Origin of the sequence: Raoultibacter massiliensis (genome assembly GCF_900199545.1) — a bacterium.
Taxonomy (GTDB): domain Bacteria; phylum Actinomycetota; class Coriobacteriia; order Coriobacteriales; family Eggerthellaceae; genus Raoultibacter; species Raoultibacter massiliensis.
Map to the genome: position 1 here is coordinate 1,051,702 of NZ_LT962671.1, position 22,189 is coordinate 1,073,890.

Genomic DNA, 22,189 nt, shown 5'->3' on the forward strand with positions numbered 1-22,189 from the left:
CTTTCTCATCGCTGTACGCAAGGCCCGACCGAATCGACATGAAGGCAACCGGGCTCCAATGCCATTCTACGACAAAGTCGTATCGGTTGCCGCATCGTTGGCGCTCGTTTCCAATTCGCCCATCAGCACATCTACCTTTTGCTGGGCATCGTTTAACCGCTTTTTCAAAGCACCGAGCAGCGCGACGCCCCGTTCGTAGCTTTTCAAGCTATCCTCGAGTTCGAGGGTGTTTCCCTCAAGCACGCCCACGATGCCCTCGAGTTCGGACATGGCTTGGCGAAACGTCATATCTTCGATGGGTTGTGCATTATCGCTCATCATCGCCTCCAAACGAAATCGTTTCAATCGTAATCTTATGCACCGCATTGACGGTGCAGTCGAGCCTGCCGTCGGCTACCTCAACGCACACGGCTTCGTTCGCTTCGATGCCATCGACGCTTTTCACGATGCTCCCCTCTTCGTCTTTCGCGATCGCATAACCGCGCGAAAGGATGGTGAGCGGAGAGAGATCGTGCAAGCGCGAAGCGCCCATGGCGAGTTGGTTTTCGAAACGCGGCAGCAAGGTTGCACCGACAGAGCGAACCTGATCCTCAAGATGACGCAGCTTCACGCGGTCGCGTTCGAGGTTCAGCGGTATCGCCCGCTGCAAGCGGTCTTCGAAGAGATCGAGGCTCTGCGCTTCGACGGCGAACAACATATTCGGATCGGCGAACACGGGTCGCTCGGCTATACGCTCGACAACCGAAAACGCACGCTCGATGCGCCTCGAAAGGGCACCCGAAAGCGCCGCTCCGCGAACACCCAGCTCCGATTCGAGCCCCTCAAGCGAAGGGCTGACGGCCTCCGCAGCAGCAGTCGGCGTCGAAGCCCTTACATCAGCGACCATATCGGCGATGCTCGTATCGGGTTCATGGCCGATACCCGTCACGACAGGCACGCCAAGCGTCGCGATGGCGCGCGCCAGGCCCTCGTCGTTGAACGGCATCAGATCCTCGAACGAACCGCCACCGCGAACGAGCAGTACGACCTCGGCCCCCGCGTCGCGAACGGCTTCCAGGCCTGCAATCAAACCAAGGGGGGCGCTCTCCCCCTCGACGGCCACACCCGCCAGAAGCACGGTCGCAAGGGGAAAGCGCCTTCGCAGCGTCCGCAGCACATCGTGGACGGCCGCCCCACGCGGCGAGGTGACAAGCCCCACCTTCTCGGGCAGTCGCGGAATCTGCTTTTTCCGCTCGGGCCGCATCAACCCTTCGGCTTCAAGCTTCTTCGCAAGGTTGGCAACCTGAAGCCTCAGGTTGCCCTCGCCTGCAATCGAGAGGCCGAACACATCGAAGTTCATGCGCCCCTTCGGAGCGTAAAGTGTAAAGCGCCCGGTCAATTCAACCAGCATGCCGACACGCAGTTCGACCCCAGCAGCCTTGTAGCGGTTGAGCCACATCATGCAGGGCATGCTCGCACCCGAATCCTTGACCGAGAAGTACACGGCCTTGTATCCAGGTTTGTTCGACACCTCGGACACTTCGCCGATCAATTTGACCGTGAACGATTCGAGCGATCTCTTCGCAAGCGCGAGCGCAGCCGATACGCTCAGCGGCTCGTCAGTACGCTCCTCGACGCCTCCCTGCATGCGCTATCGGCCTAGTTGTTGTCACGAAGGGTCAACAGGTACAGCAGCTGCAGGATGGAGGTCAGCGCAGCTGCGACATAGGTGAATGCGCACGCGCGCAAAACCGAGAACGCTCCCGACTGCTCGCCCTGCGAGATACCCGTCGTGCCGAGATACGCCATGGCGCGGCGGCTCGCATTGAACTCGACGGGCAGCGTGACGATCTGGAAGACGACGGCCGCCGCATACATGATAATCGCAATGTCGATCAGCCCAGCAAGGTTCATGAAGATGCCGATCAGCAGCAAGAACATCCAAGCGTTCGACGCGAGGTTGACCACAGGCACCAGTGCGCTGCGAACCTTCATGGGCGAATACCCTTGCGCGAACTGCACCGCATGTCCCACCTCATGACAGGCCGTTGCGATCGCCGTGATGCTCGTGCCGTTGTACTCGTCGGGCCCGAGCGAAATGGAATTGTTGCGAGGGTCGAAGTGATCCTGCCCGGCAGCGCCCTGATGTATCGAAACGCCGCTCACGCCGTTGGCCGCAAGCATGCGACGGGCCATCTCGGCACCGGTGATGCCGAGGGATGCGGGTACCTTCTTGAATTTCTTCAGCTGCGAATTGACGTAAAAGGTCGCGAGCCCGCCGATGGCAAGCGTAACGACGATCAATGCAATGTAGAGGGGGCTAATTACCATAGCGCTCTCAGACTCCTTACCTGGTGGCGCCAATGCGCGCGCCTATGTTTTCATGTGTCGGGAACAGTATACGGGAATCGGCCATCCGTTCGAAAACATCACACGATTACTGTGAAGTTTTCGTAACCTTAAGCCCACCTTTTTCAAGACTGAGCGCTATGTTGCCCGCCAGAAGATCGAGCAGCTCTTTTCCCACCAAAGCGCGGCGCCAGCCCCGCAGCAGATCGATTCCATCGGTATAGCCGCGAGCCACGCGCGCAAGGTCGTCGTGCGAGGCGAGCGTCGGAAACGCCACGCCGTTCTCCTTCGCCCGCAAGCGGACGAGCGCCGTCATGAGATCGAGTTCCGCATCGACGTTTCTCTCGTTCTTGCTCGTTCGATCGGTTTCGGGCCAGGTTTCCTTCGGGGCGTCGAGGCCTTTGGCAATGAGGGCGACTACGCTGCGCGCGTCTTTGGTTCCCAAGCGATCGCTCAGCCCCCGTACCATGAACAGTTCGTCGATCGTGCGGGCTTCGCGCTTGCATGCCTCGACGATCTGCTCGTCGGTCACGATCCACTTGCGCGGCACATCGCGCCGCTGCGCTTCTACCTCGCGCCACGATGCCACCTCCCGCGCTGCGGAAAGCTGCTTGCGCGACAGTTGCGAAACGCGCTTGAGACGGCGATACCGTTCGCGCTCGTTTACCTCGTAGCGGCTCGGATCGGAAAGCGCTTCGAAATCTTGGTCGAGCCAGTGGAGACGCCCCTTCTCCTCAAGTGCCGCATGCATCGAGGCGTAGAGCTTCGGCAGGTAGATCACGTCTTCCGCCGCATAGCTGAGCTGAGATTGGGAAAGAGGGCGCCGCGACCAATCGGTGAAGGAGTCTATCTTCTTCAGCTGAACGCCGCACTCCGAATACACGAGCGCCGCGTAACCGATCTGCTGAGTGTGGCCGAGCAAGGCGGCGGCGATCTGCGTATCGAATATCGGCTTGGGAAGAATGCCCATCTCGCGGTAGAGTATTTCGAGATCCTGCCCGCCGGCGTGGAAAAGCTTCACGATGGATTCGTCTTCGAGCAGCGGCGCGAGCACCGAAAGGTCGTCTACCTCGAAAGGATCGACGATCACCGTCTCATCGTCGGTTGCCATTTGAAGCAGGCACAGGCGGGCATAATATGTTTTCTCGCGGAGAAATTCGGTATCGATGGCCAAAACGCTCGATTGCTTCGCGCGCGCGGCAAACGAATCCAGTTCATCTTGGTTTGCTATGTACAAGGGACGTCCTTCGTGTTTTCTCATTCCGTATGTTGTACTATCATAGCAACAGAAAGGGAATCTGTGAAACTGCTTATCGTTAACAATCTCGCATCCGGGTTCGGCGAAGGCGCGATCTACGACTTCGTCAGATCGTTCGTGTCCGACGGTGACGAAGTGTGCATCCGGTCGACCGACGGCACAACCGACTTGGCAAGCTTGCTCGACAACGCATCGGCCTACGATGCCGTCATCGCAAGCGGGGGCGACGGCACGGTAGCGGCTGTATGCTACGAGCTTCGCTACTCGAACATACCCGTATTGCCCTTCCCCGCCGGCACAGCCAACATCCTTACGCTCAACCTTGCGTCACCCCTCGAGCCCCACGCGCTTGCCAAGCTGGTCAAATCGGGGCAAACGCTCGACTTCGACCTCGGCGAGATCGAAGTGGCCGATAAGACGTTCGGATTCGCCATCATGGCTGGCGCAGGCTACGATGCCGCCATCATGCACGATGCCAAGCCGAACAAGCGGCTTCTCGGCCCCATGGCTTATTTCTCGGCTGCAATAACCAATCCCCTTCCCGAGGTTTCCAAGCTCTCGATCACGATCGACGGCGAAACGATCGAGCGCGAAGGTCTCGGCATCCTCATAGTCAACTTCTCGAAGATACAGTTCGACATCTCGGTTACCCACGAAAACGAACCGCGCGACGGCCAATTCGAGGTTGTCGTCCTCAAAGCGGAAAACGCGTTCGGCCTCATTCCCGCCGTTGTGGCGGGACTGCTCGATCGCGGCGGCGATTTCCCCGACCGCAGCGATGCGCTCGAAATACATCGCGGATCGAGCATCGAGGTTTCAGCGGATCCCCCCATGCATGTTCAGTACGACGGGGAGGCCACTGAGCTCACCACACCGTTTACCGCCCGAATACTCAAGGGCGCCACGAAGCTGTTCGTCTCCGACGAGGGGCACAGCCTGTTCTCGTAGGGCGCTGCGAAGACACCTCGCCGTCTGCCGATCCCTCGTCCGCAGGCGAGCCTTTGGCCGGTGAACCTCCGTTCGCTTCCCGCTAGCCATCAACCGCCAAGGCGATCCCGAGTTCCGCACGGAGGGCGTAGTGCTTTTCAACGAGTTTCGGCGAATCGCAGCGCAGACGCTTCCCCATAAGCTTTGCCAACGTTTTCGCTGTCTTTCGAAGCTGAATCACGTCGTCGATCTGCACTCGGGTAACCCCGATAACGGTTACGTTGCGAGCCGCGAGCGTATTGCGCCGTTTTGTATCACTGGCTATACGGAACGATCCCGTGTGATGCAAATCCGAATCGTATTCGACGGCGATTTTCTGCTGCGGCCAGTACAGGTCGCACACGCAGTATTCCCGATCGGCCATTGGGGCCGCGCGTTTGCCGATGTCGATCCGGTAGTTGAGCTTCGGCGCCGGAAGGCCGAATCCTCCAAGGCCGTACGGCAGGCACAGCAACATCGCAAGAGCCGTTTCGCGCGGCGAGGCGGACCCGTCGAGAACGTACTTGACGGCACGAAGAGCCTTCTTTCTACCATATGCGCCATCCGCCTTCGCAACGAACGCGCCGAGCTTTTCGGCCGAAGTGAGCGGCGAGCGCTTCCTCATCACGGCTTTACCTTCCGCGCCGGCTCCGTCCCACGCAGTCCCCTCGACCATCGCATATGATCCGCAAAGCTCGTAGCCGAGCATGATCAGCTGCGCCAAGCTGAGATCGCGAGCCATCTGCAGGAAACAGAATTCGGGAGTACTTATCAAGAACCCCGAGCCGGCATCCGCAAACGCTCCCTCGGGAAGGTCAGTCAACCACGATCTGCTGAGAATGCAGTCTGTTCTCGTACGCGCCTCTTGCGTTCCCACCAAAACGAACAAAGGCAGAACGCATCCGCCGGGTCGAACCGTGCTCCCGTCAAGCGAAGGGCTTTCGGTCGAGCGCAACGCAGCGCGGGCCTTCCTCGTCGCTTTTCTGCGCATCGAGGCATCGCGCAAGAACCGCGCGCCGACGGTGTTCCAATACTCAAGCGCCGTTTTATAACCTATCAACTTATACATGACAGACAGTCTAACAAATCTGGATGAAATATTCGGTTTGGGCACTAGTTTTTCCTCGAAACGCCATCCTCCAAGCGCTGCTGAACGAATATATGCAGGTCAGTTTTTTTCAACGTCCGAAAAATGGCGGCTTATCGACTAGCAAGATTGCCCAAAGTCCATTTTTCTACCAGATTCGCTGAAACCTCTGCCATGGAACTTCGATTTTCCAACCAACCAGAACGGACTCTTTCACTCGGTTTCGACACCTGCCCCAGGCTCTGCGCCCCGAAACGGCGCTCGTCCGCAAAGCGGTTCGATATGGGCGCATATGCGCCCACCAAGCAAAACGGCCACCAGGGGGTGGCCGTTGCAAAAAATCGGTTGCATGGGCTTACGTGCGTACGGAAAATGGTTTTCCGCCTTCACCGACTCGAAAGCAAGCCGAGGTCTCCCGCATGCGTTTTCGAGCAGCTACTTTTTGCCGAAACCATTCGCGGAAGCCGCAGGCCCGCCGTCATCGTCGTCCGCATCTTCTACTTCAACGTATTCGGCCTCAATCTCGAGCGGCGCGCCCAGGGGAGCATTCGATTGGCCAGAAGCCTCCATGAGCGATTTGAACGCAGTCGCGTCTTCTCCGTCAACCGGCATCATGATATATACGTTTCCGCCGATGAAGACAGGCGTGATGACAGAGGGAGACGTCGGGGCGCCGCCCTCGTCAACAGCTTTCTTATCCGCTTCCATCTTTTCGAGCAGCTCCTCGCGCACGCGCTCGACCTGACGAGCCGTATCGGCGATCCAGCGCTCCTTGCGCCATGCGGCGTAGTTCTTGTTGTAGCGCATCTGGATAAGTTCGAGGACGATGCAGAACACCATGGCGAAGTACACGATCAGCTTTTCAAGCGGCATGTGAAGAAGCTCGATGCCGGTATGGAAACCCGCGCTATCGATAACAAGCAGCGCGCCGATGGCGATGATGAACGTAAGGGCAAGCATCTTCATCTCGGGATGCCCGTTGATGAAGTTCGATATGGGATCGATGAATATCATCATCATGAACACGGCGAGCATGACGGCAATGATCATGATGATGAGGTGATCGGCCATGCCGACCGCCGTGATAACGGAATCGATCGAGAACACAAGGTCCATCACCATGATGGTGCCGATCGCCTGCGGCAGCGATATCATGTGGAGCGCCTTGTGCTCTTCGCAATGCTCCGCCTTGATTTCAGTGAGCTTGAGGGTGTCGCGAAGCTCGGAGATTCCCTTGTAGATCAGGTAGGCGCCGCCGATCAAGAGCACAAGATCGCGAACCGAGAACCCATGGGCGTACGCGCCGAGGTCGATTGTGAACAAAGGCTCGGTCATATGCACCAGAAACGATGCGAAACATAAAAACAGGATGCGCATGATAAGCGCGCCCGCTAAGCCGAGCTTGCGCCCTATGTGCCGTTTTTCTTCCGGAAGGCGATTCGTGGTGATCGATATGAACACCAGGTTGTCAACGCCGAGCACGATCTCAAGGAAGATCAGCGTAATGAGGCTGATCCATGCTTCGGGCGTCGTAAAGATCGATAGATCCACAAGTTCTCCTTTTCTCGTCCGTTCTCGCCAGAGAGCACCTGATCATAAAAAAGACTCATGGCACAGCTACCACGCTGCGCCATGAGTCTCGTTATTTCAGACACGCCAGGTTTTTCAACCAGGATGTTGACGTGCCGCATATATTTTATGCCAACTACTCCCTCACGGTGCGGAGTATCCTACCATGAGCGATACCGCCGCGCAATGCTATAATGCCCGAAGTACAAAAAGGCCTCAGGAGAAAACAGCCATGGCAATGCATGTCAACAAGCCCGAATACGTCGATACAGACGAAGCCGTCCGATACCTCGACGGAAGCAGATTGTCCCGGCCGTTTTCCATGCCCGCCCCCCAGCGACTCATTGCCGCCGGTTTTCTCGTCGTCGCGCTCGGGATCGGCGCCTATCTCGGATTCAAGGTGATCGACGAAGTGGTCAATGCTCCGGCCCGGGCAGCTGCGAGCGTCGAAGAAAACCTCAATCGCGATGTCGCGCTCGACCTCCCCTCTCTTCCGGCGCTCGTTTCGTACAGCGACGAGGACATCCGCGCAACCTTCAGCGATGCGGGCTACACGATTTACGACAAGACCGAGGAGGAGATCGCTGCGGCGGGCGTCGGCTTCGACCTCATCAAGCTCCCAAGCGACGTCAGCCTCGAAGAAGCGGGGCTTCTGTATCTGCAGGGCATCCAGAATCTTTCCGCAGCCGATGCGGCGAAGGTGCTCAACGGGTCATGGGAGATGACCGCCGACCGCTCGTCGGGAACCGATTTCCGCGTCAAATACGCTGATTTCGCCTCGGGCTCGGTCGATGCGGCCGTTCAAAACGCGATCATCGCCGAAGGACTCGACTCCTCGACGTACGGAGATTCGGGCGTTGACGGTTCGGGAAACACCTTCCAAGCAGGTACCGTCGATATCGATGGATACACGTACAACTGGCAAGTTTCCGCCTGCGAGCTCTCTGGCGTCTATTCGGTCGACGGCCTGCCCGATACAGCCGTCTACGTCGGCGTCCGCCTGTACAGCTAGGAACCCCGCTTCGCCAGGCCTCCCTGCCAACGAAGCGTCGATCGACGCTTCGGCCTGGAAATCCCATAGCCGCAAGAAAGCGCTCGTCCGTGCATTCGGGCAATGCCGCTATCGTTTTGCCTGACCGTTTTTATTCAATTTTAAGTATAGTAATAAACCCTACCCGATGAAGGGTATTTTACCTTGCAAGTCCCGTAATCCCCCCGATTGCCTGCCGTTTCCTCTGGATGCACGATTGCAGGAGACGAAATGGGGGTGATCATGAATTTCTCGAAATACGTGCCATATGCCGCAGCAGCGCTGTTTGGCGTGCAAGCCGTATCCCTTATCGTCCGCCCGACCGACGAAATCGTCAGGCCGCCCGGTGCACAGGGCGAGCGAGATTTTTCGTCTCGCTGCGTCAAGTGCGGCAGATGCGTGCAAGCCTGCCCGTATGCGGCAATCGTGCCCGCAGGCCAAAACGCAGGATCGGCGGTCGGCTCACCGACACTCGACCTGCGCAACCAAGCGTGCAGGCTCTGCCGCGATTTCCCCTGCATCGAAGCATGTCCCACCGACGCCCTGCGCGACGTTTCCGCCATCGAAGATGTCGACATGGGCTACGCAGTCGTGAACGAGGATCTCTGCATAGCGCTTCAAGGCATGCGCTGCGAAGTGTGCTACCGCGCATGCCCCCTGATAGACCGTGCAATCACCATAGATTACCGCCTTCGCGAAGGCGACTCCATCCATTCGGTGTTCGCACCGATCATCGACCAGGATCAATGCGTCGGCTGCGGCCTGTGCGTCGAGAGATGCGTGGTCGACGAGCCGGAGGTCGCCATCAAAGTCGTGTGCGGCGAAGATGCGCGAGACGCTTGACAGGGTATCTCCCCCGCTAGGCGGGGCAAGTATACAGGCAGTGCAAACAAGACAAGTGGGAGGATAAGCGGTATGGAAATTTCCAGACGAGAATTCGTGAAGGCGACAGCCGTTGCCCTAGCGACCGCAGCAGCCGGCGGCTCGCTGTCCATGCTCGTGGCATGCTCGGGCCAAGACGGGGGCACCGCAGCAGGAGGCGACACTCATAAATACAGCGCGGTCTGCCGCTTCTGCGGATGCGGATGCGGCGTGATCTGCGAAGTGAAGGACGGCCGGCTCATCTCGGTGACCGGAGATCCCGACAACCAATCGAACAAGGGGCTCAACTGCGTCAAGGGCTACTATCTCGCCAAGGTGCTCTACGGCGAGGATCGCCTGACTACGCCCCTCATCCGCGACGATTCCTCGACAAAGGGAACCGAAGCGGGGCTGCGCGAGGCGACATGGGACGAAGCGCTCGACCTCGTGGCCGCAAAGCTTAAGGAAACCTGGAAAAACGACAAATCGCGCCTTGCCTTCTGGGGTTCGGGACAACAGCCCATCACCGAAGGCTACATCACCGCGAAGCTGTGGAAAGCGGGGCTGCTCTCCAACAACATCGACCCGAACGCCCGCCTGTGCATGGCAAGCGCCGTCGTCGGTTTCATGAACGTATTCCAAACCGACGAGCCGGCAGGCTGCTACACCGATCTCGATTACGCAGACGTCTTCGTCACCTGGGGTGCAAACATGGCAGAGGCCCATCCGGTGCTCTATTCGCGCCTCACCGCCCGCAAGCTCAACGATCCGGGCGTGCAGCACTACGACCTCGGCACGCTGAAAACCCGCACGTCGACGAGCGCCGACAAGACGCTGATCTTCAAACCCGGCACCGACCTCGCCATCGCGAACTGCATAGCGAACTACCTCGTTGAAAACGAGCTCTACGATGCCGATTTCATCGAAGACCACCTCCAGTTCAAGGCAGGCACCGAAAACATCGGGAACGCCTACGAGGACGGCTACGACGCAAGCGACGTGGGTCAATCGGTCGACAAGGTGTGGAACATCGAATTCTCCGAATACGCCGAAATGCTCAAGCCCTACACCTTCGAGTACGTCTCCGAGCTTTCCGGCGTAGCCGTCGAAGACCTCAAGGAGCTTGCCGAAGTCTTCGCCGATCCAAACAAGAAGGTCATGTCGCTTTGGACCATGGGCGTTAACCAGCACAACCGAGGCACCTGGATGAACCACAACATCTACAACATCCACTTGCTCTCGGGCAAGATCGCCCAACCCGGCTGCGGTCCGTTCTCGCTTACCGGGCAGCCGACGGCATGCGGCACGGCGCGCGAGGTCGGAACGTTCTCCCACCGCCTGCCCGCCGATCTTCTTGTGGCCAACGCGCAGCATCGCCGCTACTCGGAAGCCATCTGGAACCTTCCCGAAGGCTATCTCGACGAGATCCAGAAACCCGGATTCCACACGGTTAAGATTTTCCGCGAGATGTCGAAGGGCAACATGGACTTCCTTTGGTCTGCCCACAACAACTGGGCCCAATCGATGCCGAACCTCACGAGATTCCTCGGTAAGGGCGAGCAAACGGGCATCTTCGACACGTTCATCGTCGTCAACGAAGTCTATCCTACCCTCTCGACGCAGTACGCCGATGTCGTGCTGCCCGCCGCCCTCTGGGTCGAACGCGAAGGCCAGTTCGGCAACGCCGAACGACGCACGGCAATCTTCGAGAAGGCCGTCGATCCTCCGGGGGAGGCGAAGTGGGATCTCTGGATCATTCTGCAGGTGGCAAGCCGCGTGCTCGAAGGCGAGAAAATCGACGGCGAAGATGCGTTCGATCGCCTGTTCGGCTTCGTCTGGGATAAAACCGCAGGCGATTTCAAGGGAGACTCCCGCCAAACAAACGCAGACATCTGGGAGGAGTACCGCACCTTCTCGAACCCCGATCTCAACGAGAAGGCAAAGGCCATCAACGACAATGCCTCCGGGGAGTTCGAAGGAAAGCTCAAGATGGAAGCGAAGCAGCTCGCACCCTATGAAGAGTATCTGACGAACCACGGCCTTACCTGGCCTGTGCGCGAAGTCGACGGCAAATGGCTTCCAACCATGTGGCGCTTCGCCAACGGATCGCAGGAAGAAGGCTTCGACGAGGTCGGCATCGCCCAATACGGCGAAGAGGGCCTTGCGGGCGGCATCAGTTTCTACAAGACGGCCAAGGGAAAGCCCTCCGTTGTGTTTCGTCCCTACGAACCACCGGCGGAAGAACCCGATGACGAATATCCCTTCTGGTTCTGCACGGGACGGCTGCTCGAGCACTGGCACACCGGCACGATGACCCGCCGCATCCCCGAACTCGATCGCGCGCTTCCCGAAGCACAGCTCAACGTCCACCCTGACGACTGCGCGAAGATCGGCGTGTCCGACGGCGATCTCGTCCGCGTGAAATCGCGCCATGGCGAATTCGAGATTCGGGTTTCCACATCCGGCAGAACCGAACCTGCTCCCGGCGTCGTGTTCGCGCCGTTCTTCGCACAGGAAACCCTGATCAACCTTGCCGTCCACGATTACTACTGCCCGCTGTCGAAAGAGCCCGACTACAAGAAAACCTGCGTATCCATCGAGAAGGCGTAAGGAGATACCATGAAGAAGAGAGTCATCACGGCTTGCGTATGCCTTGCAGTAGTCGGATCGCTGGGCGTTTTCGCAGGCTGCTCGGAGCAGTCTTCCCCCGCATCGCCTTCGGCTTCAGCAGCCGAAGGAGCGCCCGCACTGCAACCCGCCGATCATGACGGAAAGTTCGAGCGCGGAGGCTCCAGCATGTGCTACGGATGCCACGGAAACGGATCGCTTGCAAATCCCCAGCTTACCGGTGCAACGATCATTCCCGAAGACCACTACGCCGATGGCAGCTACGATTCCAAGGCGCTCGACCCCGCGCGCGACCAATGCCTCACCTGCCACCCGGTTTCGTAAGGCCGCCAAGAAAGGAGCAATCATGGTTATCTCAAGCCTTGTCGTCGATGCCGCCCCGGGAACCGAACATTCCATCACCGAGCGACTCTTCGCAATCGAAGGCGTCGAAGTGCACAGCCAGGAAGAAAACCGCCTCGTCGTGACCATCGAGGCGGAAACGGTCGACGCGTCGCACGCCATCGCCAGCAGCTTCATCGAGATCGAAGGCGTCATGAACATCAATCTCGTCTATGCCAACTTCGAAGACGATCCGAGCCTCAGAAAGGTACAGGGCTAAACCATGAGCACGCAAGCACCGAACAGGCTCCCTCGCAAGCGCTGGCTTGCCGCCCGCAGAATCGTGCAGCTCTCGATGCTGCTCGCGTTCGCCGCGGCGGTTCTCGCGAGCGGATGGGGCCTGTTCGGGCTTGTGCAGGGCACTGACGATCCCCTCCCGACCCCAAGCGAAACGCCGCTGTACGGAACGCTCTCGTCATCCCATGTAGTCGGACTCGATCTCCTCGACCCCTTCGCCATGCTTCAGGTAGCCGCCGCATCGAAATCCCTCTCGCCCGATTGGCTTCTGCTCGCTCTTCCCGTCGTCATCCTGTATGCAGCCGTGCGCGGACGGGCATTTTGCGGATGGATATGCCCGGTCAACCTCTTGCTTGAAGGCGTCGATTGGCTGCGCAAGAAGGCCGGCCTGGAGGTGGCCGAGCGAAGCGTTCCCCGCCATGCGAAGCTCTGGGTGGCGCTCGGCGTCATCGTCGCTTCGGCCGCAACCTCGATACCCGTATTCGAAGCGTTCTCGCCGATCAGTGCCGTCAACAAGGGGATTCTGCTCGGAAGCGTTACGGGCCTATGGACGCTTGTCGCGGTAATCGCCCTCGAGCTGTTCTGGACACATCGCGTCTGGTGCCGCGCGCTGTGTCCGCTCGGAGGATTCTACGAGGCCCTCGGCAGATTCGGCCTCGTCAACGTTCGCGTCGACCATGAAGCCTGCATCCACTGCGACGCCTGCAAAGAGGCTTGCCTGGCCGATCCCGAGATACTCCATCCCGCGCTCGCCAACCAGGCGGACTTCGTCTGCGCAGGCGACTGCATGGCATGCGGCCGATGCGTCGACGCGTGCCCGACCGAAGCGCTCTCGATCAAGGCAGGGTTCGACCACTACAGGGCGAACCGCTGATCTACACGTCGAGCAATTTGTGAGCCATCGCGTAGGCCACGAGATCAGCGCGCGTTTTGAGCCCGAGCTTCGCGTAGATCTTGCTCCGATGCGCCTCGACCGTTTTCACCGAAAGGAAGATCAGCTCCGATATCTCCTTGTTCGTGTAACCCTTCGCAAGCAGCTGGAGTATTTCAAGCTCCCGAGCGGAAAGCTTCTTGTACGAAACGTCGCTTCCCTCTTCCCCTTCACCCGCGAACAGCTGTTTCGTCAAGTTTGCAGCCATTTTGGGGTGGATGTAGGTTCCGCCTCGCACAACCGATCTGATAGCGCCGAGAAGCTCTTCCGAACTCGAGTTCTTGAGCACGTAACCCGATGCGCCGCCCCGCAAGGTGAAGTAAAGGTATTCGGGCTCGGCGAACATGGTGACGATGACGATGCGCGTCGCAGGATGGTCCTTGGCAATGCGCTCGCAGGCCACGAGCCCGCTTTGCCCCGGAGGCATCGAGATGTCCATCAAGAGCACATCGGGCTTTTCCTTTCCGACGACTTCGTAGGCTTGCATGCCATCGGCAGCCTCGCCGACGACCGCCATCTCGGGATCCTGCTCGATGAGCATCTTGAATCCCGTTCGAACGATCTCGTGATCGTCTGCCAATGCTATGCGGATCACAACGCCCCCTCATCCGTTCCCATAGGCGCGACAAGCGTAACCGTCGTACCCTCTTCACCTGATTCTATCGTCAGCGTGGCTCCGATCAGAAGCGCGCGCTCCTTCATCCCCGGAAGTCCGCAACCCGATCCGCGTATCTCCGGCTCCTCGACGTCGAAACCGCAGCCGGCATCGGAAACCGACACGCGAAGCCATCCCCCTGCGCTTTCTATCGAAACGCCGATCCGGTCGGAATCGGAATACTTGCATGCGTTGAGCATCGCTTCCTGGCATATGCGGTACGCCTGCGTTTCCAGGGCCTGCGGAAACCGCTCGGTTGACAGCTCGCCTTCGAACACGATTTCGGCGCCGTAGGTCCTCTCGAAGATCGCCGCTTGCGAACGCAGAGCCGACGCGAACCCCAGATGATCGAGCGCGGAGGGCCGCAACTCCACGGTGATGTTATGCAACTCGTCGAGGATCCTCTCGATGTTCGCCCCCGCCTCGTCGATAAGCGCTCTTTCCTCGGCGCCCATGCTCATATCGCGAAGGCGCTTGAGGGAAAACGAAACCGACCACAGCTCCTGCGCGATCCCGTCATGAAGCTCGCGCGATATCCGCTTGCGCTCGTCTTCTTGCGCGCCGATGATACGCGTGATTTCAGAATGGGGAATCGGAGCGCCGCTCTTCGCCGGCCTTTTCTCCTCCACGATCTTCTCGAAATTCATGAAGCCTTCGGAAACGACTTCGAGATCGCACAGCGCGTCGCCCAAATCGTCTATCATCTGCTGGTATACAGCAACGTGGTTTGGTTCGACCGAGCGAAACGCAGCGAGCAGCGATCCGACCACCCGCCCGTTCTTTTTGAGCGGCAAAGCGCAGAAGCTCCTCAAATCCTCGGCGAACACGATGGGATACGACGAGTACTCCTGGGGATCGATCTCCTCGTCGATATCGGTGAAGAGCATCGGCTTCCCCGATTTGATCACGATGCCGCCGATGCCGTGGCCGGGAGCGAGCACGATGCGCTTGTGTCGCTCGCCCGTGGCGCCGGCGCTGTATATCCACTTGAGAGGCGCTCCGACGAAAGCGGTCAAGCCGATGGCAACGAAATCGAAGCTGTAGCGCCTGCGCAGCTCTCCGACCGCATCCGTGTACACGGCATACCCGCCGGCAAGCGTTTCTTCCGGAAAATTCGATGCGGTCATACCCCTGCCTCCAACGTCCGATCAACGATCTCTTCCCATGATACCATTTGGAGCTTGACCGTGCGGAACCATATGGGCTGGTCTAGACGGTGCTCGACGGCATAGCGCAGCAATCCAAGCGCATCTGCGTTTTCGGAGCGGACAAATAAAAAACGCCCGAAGGCGTTTGAAGGATTTTTGGAGGCGACGCCCGGATTCGAACCGGGGGTGAAGGCTTTGCAGGCCTCTGCCTTACCACTTGGCCACGTCGCCATGCGTGCATCTTCATCGAAAAAGGCCGGCCATACACAGTTATGAATGACCGGCCCGAATCTACGATGGAGCGGACGACGGGGTTCGAACCCGCGACCCCGACCTTGGCAAGGTCGTGCTCTACCAGCTGAGCCACGTCCGCAACGCAAGGAGATATGATACTGAAACCCAGGGGTGAGCGCAAGCCCTTTTTTTGAAAAAATCCTAGAGAAGTTTTTTTAAAATATCCTTTGCCAGAAGCGCTCAATCTGGTAGTATATCCATTCGCTGGCGCGCAATGCATCTGCGCTGCGTCAAAGCGGGCGATTAGCTCAGGGGGAGAGCACTACCTTGACACGGTAGGGGTCAGAAGTTCAAATCTTCTATCGCCCACCATTTAAAAGCAAGCCGGAAGTCGAATCGATTTCCGGCTTTTTCTTTTCGTCCGATGCGGAAGCTCCCGTCAATGCAACTCGAACCAGCTGTTGCCCTCTTTGCCGGTGCGGTACATGAACTCCTGCAGCTCATCGGAATCGAATACCGCAAGGAGCTCTCGGAAATCGGGAACGAGCGGATACGAATCGATGTCTCCCCTCTTTATCCACCGCATCTTGCCCTCGGCGGAAGAAGAAAGCTCGCCTGAGAACTCGGAGGTCTTGAACAGAAGCGCGATGTAGCGCTCGTCTTCTTCCGATTGAAACTGCTTGACGCCGCACAGGCGGGGATGCTCTATGGTGAGTCCCGTTTCCTCCCATATCTCGCGCTTGACGGCCTCGACGAACGATTCTCCGCGCTCGACGTGCCCGCCTGGAAACGTCACGCCGGGCCAGTTTTCGGCAACGCGGTCTTGAAGGAGGATCTCGTCATCTTTGTAAACCATGCAAAGCACGGTCACGATCGCTTGCTCGCTGGCCATGGCAACACGCTTTCATCGGGTACGCGGCGGCTTTTCGCCCTGATTGCACCACTATACCATCGCCCGAATGGTCGGGTCCCAATCCCGAAAAACGGTAGAGAAACCGATACCAACCTTACATGGGCGGCGCGCCTCACGACTTCGGGAGAGAACCGATCTCGTCTTGCAGTTGAAACCGATGTCGGCTACCGCCCTGATTGGGCGGCTCGGACCAGCGCGGGTAACTCGAAAAGCGATCGCACCGTCGCAAACCCGCAGTCGCCCAGCGTTTCGGCTCGATCGAGGATCACCGGCGCAATGCCGGCATCAGCCGCGCCCGCTCCGTCAGCATCGGGTCGATCGCCCACATGCATGACCTCCGACGGCGCAAGGCCCATGCGTTCGAGGGCAATCGTGAAGATCATCGGATTCGGTTTGCGGTACCCCACATCGGCCGATGATACGATCTCATCAAAGTAAGGAGCCATTCTAAGCCCCCGTATCAGATTTTCGAGGTTGGGAGACCAGTTCGATACGATAGCGAGCCTCAGATGACTTCTCTTCAGCTCCTTGAGGCACGGGAGCACGTCATCGTGTATCCTCCAATACGATGGCCGGCAATACGCCTCGTTCACATCGGCGGCGATGCCCTCGGCGTCGTGGGCAAGCCCCGTCAGGTGGCTCAGATACCGGTACATATCGAGATACATCTCCACCGAACCTTCCGGCGAGCACCAGAAATCACCGTCGCGCAGATACTCCTCCTCGTAGAAGCGATTCACGGCGGGAAGGCAGGCGCTCACCTCGGCGGGATCAACCTCGTGCCCACGCGCAGCCGCAACCTCGCAAAACGTTCCGTCGATTTCGGGGTCAGCATCGATGAGCGTGGAACCCACATCGAAAAACACCGCTTTGACCATACAGCCTCCTCGCCCTCGACTCAGTCTCGGTGGCCGTCGTCGGGTTCGATATGGACAAGCACTTCGATTACCTGCGGATATTTGAGCTTGATCGCATCCTCGACCTGCTCGCTCAAATCGTGGGCCGCGCCCACCGTCATGTCCTCGTCGACGCATACGTGAAGATCGACGTACACCTCGCCTTCGGTTCCCCGCGTTCTGATGCGATGGGCCTCCTTCACGCCGGGGATTCCCATGACGAAGGCGTTGAGCTCTTCGTCGGGAATGCGCGCATGATCCGACAGCGTCGCGAACGCATGCTTGAAGACGTCGTAGGCGGTCGCCAATATGGCGACGGTCACGATGAGTGCGACGATGGGATCGGCAGCCGGAAAACCGAACGAAACGAAAACGAGCCCTACGATAACGCCGATCGAGACGAGCGCATCGGAAAGGGTGTGGCTCGCATCGGCGGAAAGGACCTCGCTTCTGAGCTCCTTTCCACGCCTGCGCTCGTAGAACGTAACGCCCAGATTCACGCACAGCGTCGCGATCATCACGATAAACGAGAACGGTGTCACCTCAGCCGTGTAATTTTGCGAGATGAGCTTGCCCGCCGCGCTCGAGCCGACTTCGAAAGCCGCAAGCAAAAGCAGGATGCCGATTGCCAAGCTCGCATAGGTCTCGAATTTCGCATGCCCGTAAGGATGGCTCTCGTCGGCCGGACGCGAAGCGAGGGCGATCCCGATCAGCCCGATGACGTTGCCCGCCGAATCGAAGACCGAATGGATGCCATCTGCCTGCATGGCGGCAGAACCCGTCGCCATGCCGTAAAAGTACTTCGCCGCCGCAACGCCGAGGTTCAGAAACAGGATGACCCACAACACCCGCTTTATCGACCGCATGCGGTCGGAAACGGGCGGCTTTGCAAGCATCGCCGTTTTCGCCATGTCCGATCCTTTCCGTCCGAGACGTTCGAGCCGTCCGCTTCGCGGGCGTATGCGAAAAAGGGAGCCGCATGGACTCCCTTCGATTTTCTGGTGTCGGAGGCGGGATTTGAACCCGCACACCCGTAATGTGGGCACTAGCACCTCAAGCTAGCGTGTCTGCCGTTCCACCACTCCGACATATGTATTGCTCAAAAGCAACGTTGGATATTCTACCAAAACCAACGCGTTTGTACAGGATTTTTTTAAACTATTTAGAACTATTTCGAGATCGTGCCGTGAGGATAGATGATCATGAGAACCAGCAACGACAGCAGGAAGATCGCAGCGAAGATAATCGTGATGCGATCCAGGTTCTTCTCGACGATGCTCGTACCTGTCTGCGTCGAATACACCGAGCTGGCGATGGCATCGGAAATGCCCGTGCCCTTACCCGAATGCAGCAAAATGAATATGATCAAGCCGATACCGGAAACAACCAGCAGAATCAGCGTGACAATCAACAAGGGATTCAAAGTTCTCTACTCCTCAACCGTACTTTTCTGTGTGCGCTCACAAGTTATCGATTATAACCGCACCCTGCTCCTTTACGCAAGTAAACTTTTTCCTGTCATCTCCGAAGGCGCGTGCAGCCCAACAAGCTCGAGCAGCGTCGGCGCGATGTCGCAGAGGGCTCCCCGCTCATCGCGCAGCGCACGCCCCGTATCTGCATAGTCGATCAGCACGAGCGGAACGAGCGCTGTGGTGTGCGCGGTAAACGGCGTTCCATCTTCGGCAAGCATTTTGTCGGCGTTCCCGTGATCGGCGGTCAAAAGCGCAACGCCGCCCTTGCCTTTGAGCGCCTCCAACACTTTGCCGACGCCCGCATCGACGGCTTCGACAGCGCTCACGGCAGCGGGAATGCTGCCCGTATGGCCCACCATATCGCAGTTTGCGAAGTTGACGATGTAGACATCCGCCTCGTCGTTTTCAATTGCATAGGCAAGCGAAGATGCGACCTCCGGCTCGCTCATCTCGGGCTGCAGATCGTAGGTAGCCACTTTCGGGCTCGGCACGAGCTTGCGCACCTCGCCCGCCTTCGGCTCTTCCACGCCCCCGTTCAGGAAAAACGTGACATGCGCGTACTTCTCGGTTTCGGCAATGTGATACTGGGAAAGGCCTGAATCGGCGAGCACGTCGGCGAGCACGTTGCCTGGAAACTCCTTTGCGAAGGCTATCGGCGCCGCAATGGTCGGATCGTATTCGGTCAGGCACACGAACGACACGCGCGGACGAATCGCCCGCTCGAATCCCGAAAACGCCTCGTCGACGAATGCTCGGGTGATCTCACGCGCGCGATCGGGCCTGAAGTTGAAGAACACGACCGAATCGCCATCGCGCACGCCGCGCTCGTCGAACGAAAGCGGGACGAAGAACTCGTCGGTCACATCGGCTGCATACGACGCGCGCATCGCTTCGATGGGATCGACCGAAGAGAGCGGCTCTCCCCCGACAATCGCCCTGTACGCCCGCTCGACGCGCTCCCAACGGTTATCGCGGTCCATCGCATAATAGCGCCCGTCGATGGAGCCGATCGCTATCGAAGTCGCATCGGTTTCAACGCGCGCGATCTCATCGAGCAGCTCCTCGATGAAGCCGATCCCGCTCTTCGGCGGCACGTCGCGCCCGTCCATGAAGCAGTGGACGCGCACTTCGGGCACCCCCATCGAAGCGGCGAGATCGAGAAGCGCGTAAAGGTGCTCGTTGCTCGAATGCACGCCCCCGTCGGAGAGGAGGCCCATGAGGTGAAGCACGGCTCCCGGCTCGCTTGCCTGCTCGTACGCTTTCCGAATGACGGGATTTTCGGCAAGCGATCCGTCGCGACAGGCGCGGTTGATCCTTGTGAGCTCCTGGTATACGACGCGACCGGCGCCGATGTTGAGATGCCCGACCTCCGAATTTCCCATCTGGCCGTCGGGCAACCCCACAGGCTCGCCCGACGCGTCGAGCACGGTTTTCGAACAGGTTTCGAACACCGCGTCGAGAATCGGCGTTTCAGCAAGCGCTATCGCATTGCCGTCTCCCGGCTCGGCAAGACCGAACCCATCCATGATGATGAGGCACGCGGGCAGCGTGCACGCGTCCTTGTCCGCAAAAGTCATCGGCGCTCCTACAGGCAGGCTTTGATGAGCTGGACGAACGTTTCGGCTTTGAGGCTCGCACCGCCGACGAGGCCGCCGTCGATGTTCTCCATGGCCATGAGGCCGTCCACATTGCCGGGGTTCATCGACCCCCCGTACAGGATGCGCATACCCTCGGCAGTTTCGGCATCGGCTGCCTCGGCCACGGTTTCCCTGATGGCGGCGCACACCTCGTCTGCCTGCTCGGGCGTTGCGGTGCGGCCCGTGCCGATCGCCCAGATGGGCTCGTAGGCGATGACGCACTGCGCGATCTCAGCCGCATCGAGCCCGGCGAGCGCCGCCCGCACCTGCGCGGTCACGTATTCGAGCGTCGTGCCCTCGTCGCGCACGGCAAGCGATTCGCCGCAGCACACGATGGCACCCATGCCCTCGGCCACAAGCGCCTTGACCTTCTTGTTTACCATCTCGTCCGTTTCGCCGAACAGCTCGCGGCGTTCTGAATGGCCGACGATCGAATAGGCGCATCCGATCTCTTTGATCATGGGAACCGAGATCTCTCCCGTGAACGCGCCCGACGGCTCCCAGTACACGTTCTGGGCGGCCACTTTGATCTTGACCTTATCGAAATCGAGAACGGTTTTCGCGGGCTTGAGATCTGTGAACGGCGTGCACAGCACGATCTCGACGGCTTCGTCCCATTCCTTCTTCTCGTATTGGTTGGAAATCTCCTGAGTCAGAACCACGGCCTCTGCAATGGTGTTGTTCATCTTCCAGTTGCCGGCCATCATGGGGGTGCGCGCCATATTCATCATTCCTTTCGCTTGATACGCTTTATCTGAGAGCCTCGACGCCGGGAAGGGCCTCGCCCTGCACGAGCTCCATCGAAGCGCCGCCGCCTGTCGAGATAAAGGTCATTTCGCTTCCCAAATCGAATTTGTTTACGGCAGCCACGCTGTCGCCGCCGCCGATGATGGTATCCGCCTCGATGTTGCCGGCAACCGCCTGGGCGACCGCCTTCGTTCCAGCCTCGAACGCCTTCATCTCGAAAACGCCCATGGGTCCGTTCCAAAACACGGTTTTCGCCTCTGCGATCGCACAAGCGTACAGCTTCGCCGTCTCGGGGCCGATATCGAGGCCCATCATATCAGAGGGGATCGCGTCGGCGGAAACGGTTTCCGTCCTGGCATCTTCGGCGAACGCGTCGGCCGCGACCACGTCGGCGGGCAAGAGGATCTTCACGCCGGCCTCCTCGGCGCGCGCGAGCGTTGCGGCGGCCCGCTCGATCCAGTCCTCTTCCTTGAGCGAAGCGCCGACTTGCTTGCCTTGGGCGAGCAGGAAGGTGAAGCACATGCCGCCGCCGATGATGAGCGTATCGCATTTATCGATGAGCGCGTCGATCACCTTGATCTTGTCGGAAACCTTCGAGCCGCCGAGAATCGCGACGAAGGGCCGCTTGGGATCCTCGAGCATTCCCGTAAGCGTCGAAACCTCATCAGAGAGCAGATATCCCGCATACGAGGGCAGAAGCGAGGCGATGCCCGCAGTCGATGCATGGGCTCGATGGGCGGTGCCGAACGCATCGTTTACATACACGTCGCCGAGCGCGGCGAGCTCTTCGCAAAAGGAAGGATCGTTTTTCTTCTCACGCTTGTCGAAGCGGAGGTTCTCCACGAGCAAAACCTGTCCATCCTCAAGAGAGGCGGCTTTGGCCTGGGCGTCGGGTCCGACGGTATCGGTTGCGAACACGACCGGCTTGCCGAGAAGCTCGCTCAGGCGGCGCGCGGCGGGGCGAAGCGAGAATTCGTCTTCGAAGCCCGCGCCGGAAGGACGCCCGAGGTGGCTCATGAGGATGAGACGGGCCCCTTTCCCCATCAGATACTCGATCGTGGGCAGAGCGGCTCTGATGCGAGTGTCATCGGTCACTTCGCCGCCTTTGAGCGGAACGTTGAAATCAACGCGCACGAGCACGCGTTTGCCGGCGACATCCGCCGATTCGAGGGTTTTGATGTCGGACATGGAAATCCTTTCGATACTGCACC

The 22,189-nt window shown here is 59.1% G+C and carries 22 protein-coding genes and 4 tRNA genes; 8 read left to right on the top strand and 18 right to left on the bottom strand.

Annotated features, from left to right (window positions below):
- Nucleotides 1–66: 66 nt before the first annotated feature.
- The 4 genes from xseB to rnd form a co-directional block, all read right to left on the bottom strand.
- Entirely contained in the window at nt 67–318 is a 252-nt protein-coding gene (gene xseB / locus C1719_RS08665) for an exodeoxyribonuclease VII small subunit (RefSeq protein ID WP_102376002.1), read from the bottom strand.
- On the bottom strand, nt 308–1,627 hold the full coding sequence (xseA, locus tag C1719_RS08670) for an exodeoxyribonuclease VII large subunit (protein ID WP_102374738.1): 1,320 nt from the start codon (nt 1,625–1,627) through the stop codon (nt 308–310). Before xseA ends, xseB begins: the two co-directional genes overlap by 11 nt.
- 11 nt (nt 1,628–1,638) lie before the next feature.
- Nucleotides 1,639–2,310 carry a zinc metallopeptidase gene (locus C1719_RS08675; protein ID WP_102374739.1) on the bottom strand — a complete coding sequence of 224 codons (672 nt, stop codon included), beginning with the start codon at nt 2,308–2,310 and terminating at the stop codon, nt 1,639–1,641.
- A 106-nt stretch (nt 2,311–2,416) separates the two neighbouring features.
- Nucleotides 2,417–3,565 (bottom strand): ribonuclease D, encoded by a 1,149-nt coding sequence (gene rnd, locus C1719_RS08680; protein ID WP_102374740.1) that lies wholly within the window; start codon nt 3,563–3,565, stop codon nt 2,417–2,419.
- Between the two features lie 63 nt (nt 3,566–3,628).
- On the opposite strand from rnd, the gene C1719_RS08685 reads away from it, so the two are divergent.
- Entirely contained in the window at nt 3,629–4,534 is a 906-nt protein-coding gene (locus C1719_RS08685) for a diacylglycerol/lipid kinase family protein (protein ID WP_102374741.1), read from the top strand.
- A gap of 82 nt (nt 4,535–4,616) precedes the next feature.
- Here C1719_RS08685 and C1719_RS08690 read toward each other — a convergent pair whose 3' ends face one another.
- Complete coding sequence (locus C1719_RS08690) at nt 4,617–5,621, bottom strand: hypothetical protein (RefSeq protein WP_245874449.1); 1,005 nt, start codon at nt 5,619–5,621, stop codon at nt 4,617–4,619.
- A 453-nt stretch (nt 5,622–6,074) separates the two neighbouring features.
- Nucleotides 6,075–7,190 carry a TerC family protein gene (locus tag C1719_RS08695; protein ID WP_102374742.1) on the bottom strand — a complete coding sequence of 372 codons (1,116 nt, stop codon included), beginning with the start codon at nt 7,188–7,190 and terminating at the stop codon, nt 6,075–6,077.
- Between the two features lie 250 nt (nt 7,191–7,440).
- On the opposite strand from C1719_RS08695, the gene C1719_RS08700 reads away from it, so the two are divergent.
- From C1719_RS08700 to C1719_RS08725, 6 genes are all read left to right on the top strand, one after another.
- The gene (locus tag C1719_RS08700) at nt 7,441–8,220 is read left to right on the top strand and encodes a teichoic acid transporter (RefSeq protein WP_102374743.1); all 780 of its coding nucleotides are present in this window, start codon (nt 7,441–7,443) and stop codon (nt 8,218–8,220) included.
- A gap of 249 nt (nt 8,221–8,469) precedes the next feature.
- Nucleotides 8,470–9,081, top strand: coding sequence for a 4Fe-4S dicluster domain-containing protein (locus C1719_RS08705; protein WP_245874451.1), 612 nt, complete (start codon nt 8,470–8,472; stop codon nt 9,079–9,081).
- A 72-nt stretch (nt 9,082–9,153) separates the two neighbouring features.
- Nucleotides 9,154–11,709, top strand: a complete 2,556-nt coding sequence (gene napA, locus C1719_RS08710; RefSeq protein ID WP_102374744.1) for a nitrate reductase catalytic subunit NapA — start codon at nt 9,154–9,156, stop codon at nt 11,707–11,709.
- A gap of 9 nt (nt 11,710–11,718) precedes the next feature.
- The gene (locus C1719_RS08715) at nt 11,719–12,051 is read left to right on the top strand and encodes a hypothetical protein (protein ID WP_102374745.1); all 333 of its coding nucleotides are present in this window, start codon (nt 11,719–11,721) and stop codon (nt 12,049–12,051) included.
- Nucleotides 12,052–12,073: 22 nt separating this feature from the next.
- The gene (locus tag C1719_RS08720) at nt 12,074–12,328 is read left to right on the top strand and encodes a chaperone NapD (protein WP_102374746.1); all 255 of its coding nucleotides are present in this window, start codon (nt 12,074–12,076) and stop codon (nt 12,326–12,328) included.
- A gap of 3 nt (nt 12,329–12,331) precedes the next feature.
- A complete protein-coding gene (locus C1719_RS08725) occupies nt 12,332–13,219 on the top strand; it encodes a 4Fe-4S binding protein (protein WP_102374747.1) in 888 nt (295 codons plus the stop codon).
- Nucleotide 13,220: 1 nt separating this feature from the next.
- Here the strand turns inward: C1719_RS08725 and C1719_RS08730 are convergent, their stop codons facing one another.
- The 4 genes from C1719_RS08730 to C1719_RS08745 all read right to left on the bottom strand — a co-directional run bounded on the left by C1719_RS08730 (nt 13,221) and on the right by C1719_RS08745 (nt 15,452).
- Nucleotides 13,221–13,871: a response regulator gene (locus C1719_RS08730; RefSeq protein ID WP_102374748.1), complete on the bottom strand. Its 651-nt coding sequence runs from the start codon at nt 13,869–13,871 to the stop codon at nt 13,221–13,223.
- A complete protein-coding gene (locus tag C1719_RS08735) occupies nt 13,868–15,058 on the bottom strand; it encodes a GAF domain-containing sensor histidine kinase (protein WP_102374749.1) in 1,191 nt (396 codons plus the stop codon). The genes C1719_RS08730 and C1719_RS08735 overlap by 4 nt, the downstream gene beginning before the upstream one ends.
- A gap of 178 nt (nt 15,059–15,236) precedes the next feature.
- A tRNA-Cys gene (locus C1719_RS08740) sits at nt 15,237–15,310 on the bottom strand.
- 66 nt (nt 15,311–15,376) lie between these two features.
- Nucleotides 15,377–15,452, bottom strand: a tRNA-Gly gene (locus tag C1719_RS08745).
- Nucleotides 15,453–15,610: 158 nt separating this feature from the next.
- Between C1719_RS08745 and C1719_RS08750 the strand changes: the two genes are divergently transcribed.
- A tRNA-Val gene (locus C1719_RS08750) sits at nt 15,611–15,685 on the top strand.
- Nucleotides 15,686–15,752: 67 nt separating this feature from the next.
- On the opposite strand, the gene C1719_RS08755 is transcribed toward C1719_RS08750, so the two are convergent.
- From C1719_RS08755 to C1719_RS08790, 8 genes are all read right to left on the bottom strand, one after another.
- Nucleotides 15,753–16,205 (bottom strand): 8-oxo-dGTP diphosphatase, encoded by a 453-nt coding sequence (locus tag C1719_RS08755; RefSeq protein WP_102374750.1) that lies wholly within the window; start codon nt 16,203–16,205, stop codon nt 15,753–15,755.
- Nucleotides 16,206–16,390: 185 nt separating this feature from the next.
- Nucleotides 16,391–17,104, bottom strand: coding sequence for an HAD family hydrolase (locus C1719_RS08760; protein WP_102374751.1), 714 nt, complete (start codon nt 17,102–17,104; stop codon nt 16,391–16,393).
- Between the two features lie 20 nt (nt 17,105–17,124).
- Nucleotides 17,125–18,033, bottom strand: coding sequence for a cation diffusion facilitator family transporter (locus C1719_RS08765; protein ID WP_102374752.1), 909 nt, complete (start codon nt 18,031–18,033; stop codon nt 17,125–17,127).
- 88 nt (nt 18,034–18,121) lie between these two features.
- Nucleotides 18,122–18,210, bottom strand: a tRNA-Leu gene (locus tag C1719_RS08770).
- Between the two features lie 80 nt (nt 18,211–18,290).
- Nucleotides 18,291–18,545, bottom strand: coding sequence for a preprotein translocase subunit SecG (gene secG / locus C1719_RS08775; RefSeq protein WP_102374753.1), 255 nt, complete (start codon nt 18,543–18,545; stop codon nt 18,291–18,293).
- A gap of 72 nt (nt 18,546–18,617) precedes the next feature.
- Nucleotides 18,618–20,171: a 2,3-bisphosphoglycerate-independent phosphoglycerate mutase gene (gene gpmI / locus C1719_RS08780; protein ID WP_102374754.1), complete on the bottom strand. Its 1,554-nt coding sequence runs from the start codon at nt 20,169–20,171 to the stop codon at nt 18,618–18,620.
- Nucleotides 20,172–20,179: 8 nt separating this feature from the next.
- Nucleotides 20,180–20,953, bottom strand: coding sequence for a triose-phosphate isomerase (gene tpiA, locus C1719_RS08785; protein WP_102374755.1), 774 nt, complete (start codon nt 20,951–20,953; stop codon nt 20,180–20,182).
- 28 nt (nt 20,954–20,981) lie between these two features.
- On the bottom strand, nt 20,982–22,166 hold the full coding sequence (locus tag C1719_RS08790; protein ID WP_102374756.1) for a phosphoglycerate kinase: 1,185 nt from the start codon (nt 22,164–22,166) through the stop codon (nt 20,982–20,984).
- Between the last annotated feature and the right edge of the window lie 23 nt (nt 22,167–22,189).

Bases quoted from the DNA above. Each gene is read 5' to 3' on its own strand.
- xseB (WP_102376002.1), bottom strand. From the start codon at position 318: ATGAGCGATAATGCACAACCCATCGAAGATATGACGTTTCGCCAAGCC.
- xseA (WP_102374738.1), bottom strand. From the start codon at position 1,627: ATGCAGGGAGGCGTCGAGGAGCGTACTGACGAGCCGCTGAGCGTATCG.
- C1719_RS08675 (WP_102374739.1), bottom strand. From the start codon at position 2,310: ATGGTAATTAGCCCCCTCTACATTGCATTGATCGTCGTTACGCTTGCC.
- C1719_RS08690 (WP_245874449.1), bottom strand. From the start codon at position 5,621: ATGTATAAGTTGATAGGTTATAAAACGGCGCTTGAGTATTGGAACACC.
- C1719_RS08700 (WP_102374743.1), top strand. From the start codon at position 7,441: ATGGCAATGCATGTCAACAAGCCCGAATACGTCGATACAGACGAAGCC.
- C1719_RS08705 (WP_245874451.1), top strand. From the start codon at position 8,470: ATGGGGGTGATCATGAATTTCTCGAAATACGTGCCATATGCCGCAGCA.
- napA (WP_102374744.1), top strand. From the start codon at position 9,154: ATGGAAATTTCCAGACGAGAATTCGTGAAGGCGACAGCCGTTGCCCTA.
- C1719_RS08715 (WP_102374745.1), top strand. From the start codon at position 11,719: ATGAAGAAGAGAGTCATCACGGCTTGCGTATGCCTTGCAGTAGTCGGA.
- C1719_RS08720 (WP_102374746.1), top strand. From the start codon at position 12,074: ATGGTTATCTCAAGCCTTGTCGTCGATGCCGCCCCGGGAACCGAACAT.
- C1719_RS08725 (WP_102374747.1), top strand. From the start codon at position 12,332: ATGAGCACGCAAGCACCGAACAGGCTCCCTCGCAAGCGCTGGCTTGCC.
- C1719_RS08735 (WP_102374749.1), bottom strand. From the start codon at position 15,058: ATGACCGCATCGAATTTTCCGGAAGAAACGCTTGCCGGCGGGTATGCC.
- C1719_RS08755 (WP_102374750.1), bottom strand. From the start codon at position 16,205: ATGGCCAGCGAGCAAGCGATCGTGACCGTGCTTTGCATGGTTTACAAA.
- C1719_RS08760 (WP_102374751.1), bottom strand. From the start codon at position 17,104: ATGGTCAAAGCGGTGTTTTTCGATGTGGGTTCCACGCTCATCGATGCT.
- C1719_RS08765 (WP_102374752.1), bottom strand. From the start codon at position 18,033: ATGGCGAAAACGGCGATGCTTGCAAAGCCGCCCGTTTCCGACCGCATG.
- gpmI (WP_102374754.1), bottom strand. From the start codon at position 20,171: ATGACTTTTGCGGACAAGGACGCGTGCACGCTGCCCGCGTGCCTCATC.
- tpiA (WP_102374755.1), bottom strand. From the start codon at position 20,953: ATGGCGCGCACCCCCATGATGGCCGGCAACTGGAAGATGAACAACACC.
- C1719_RS08790 (WP_102374756.1), bottom strand. From the start codon at position 22,166: ATGTCCGACATCAAAACCCTCGAATCGGCGGATGTCGCCGGCAAACGC.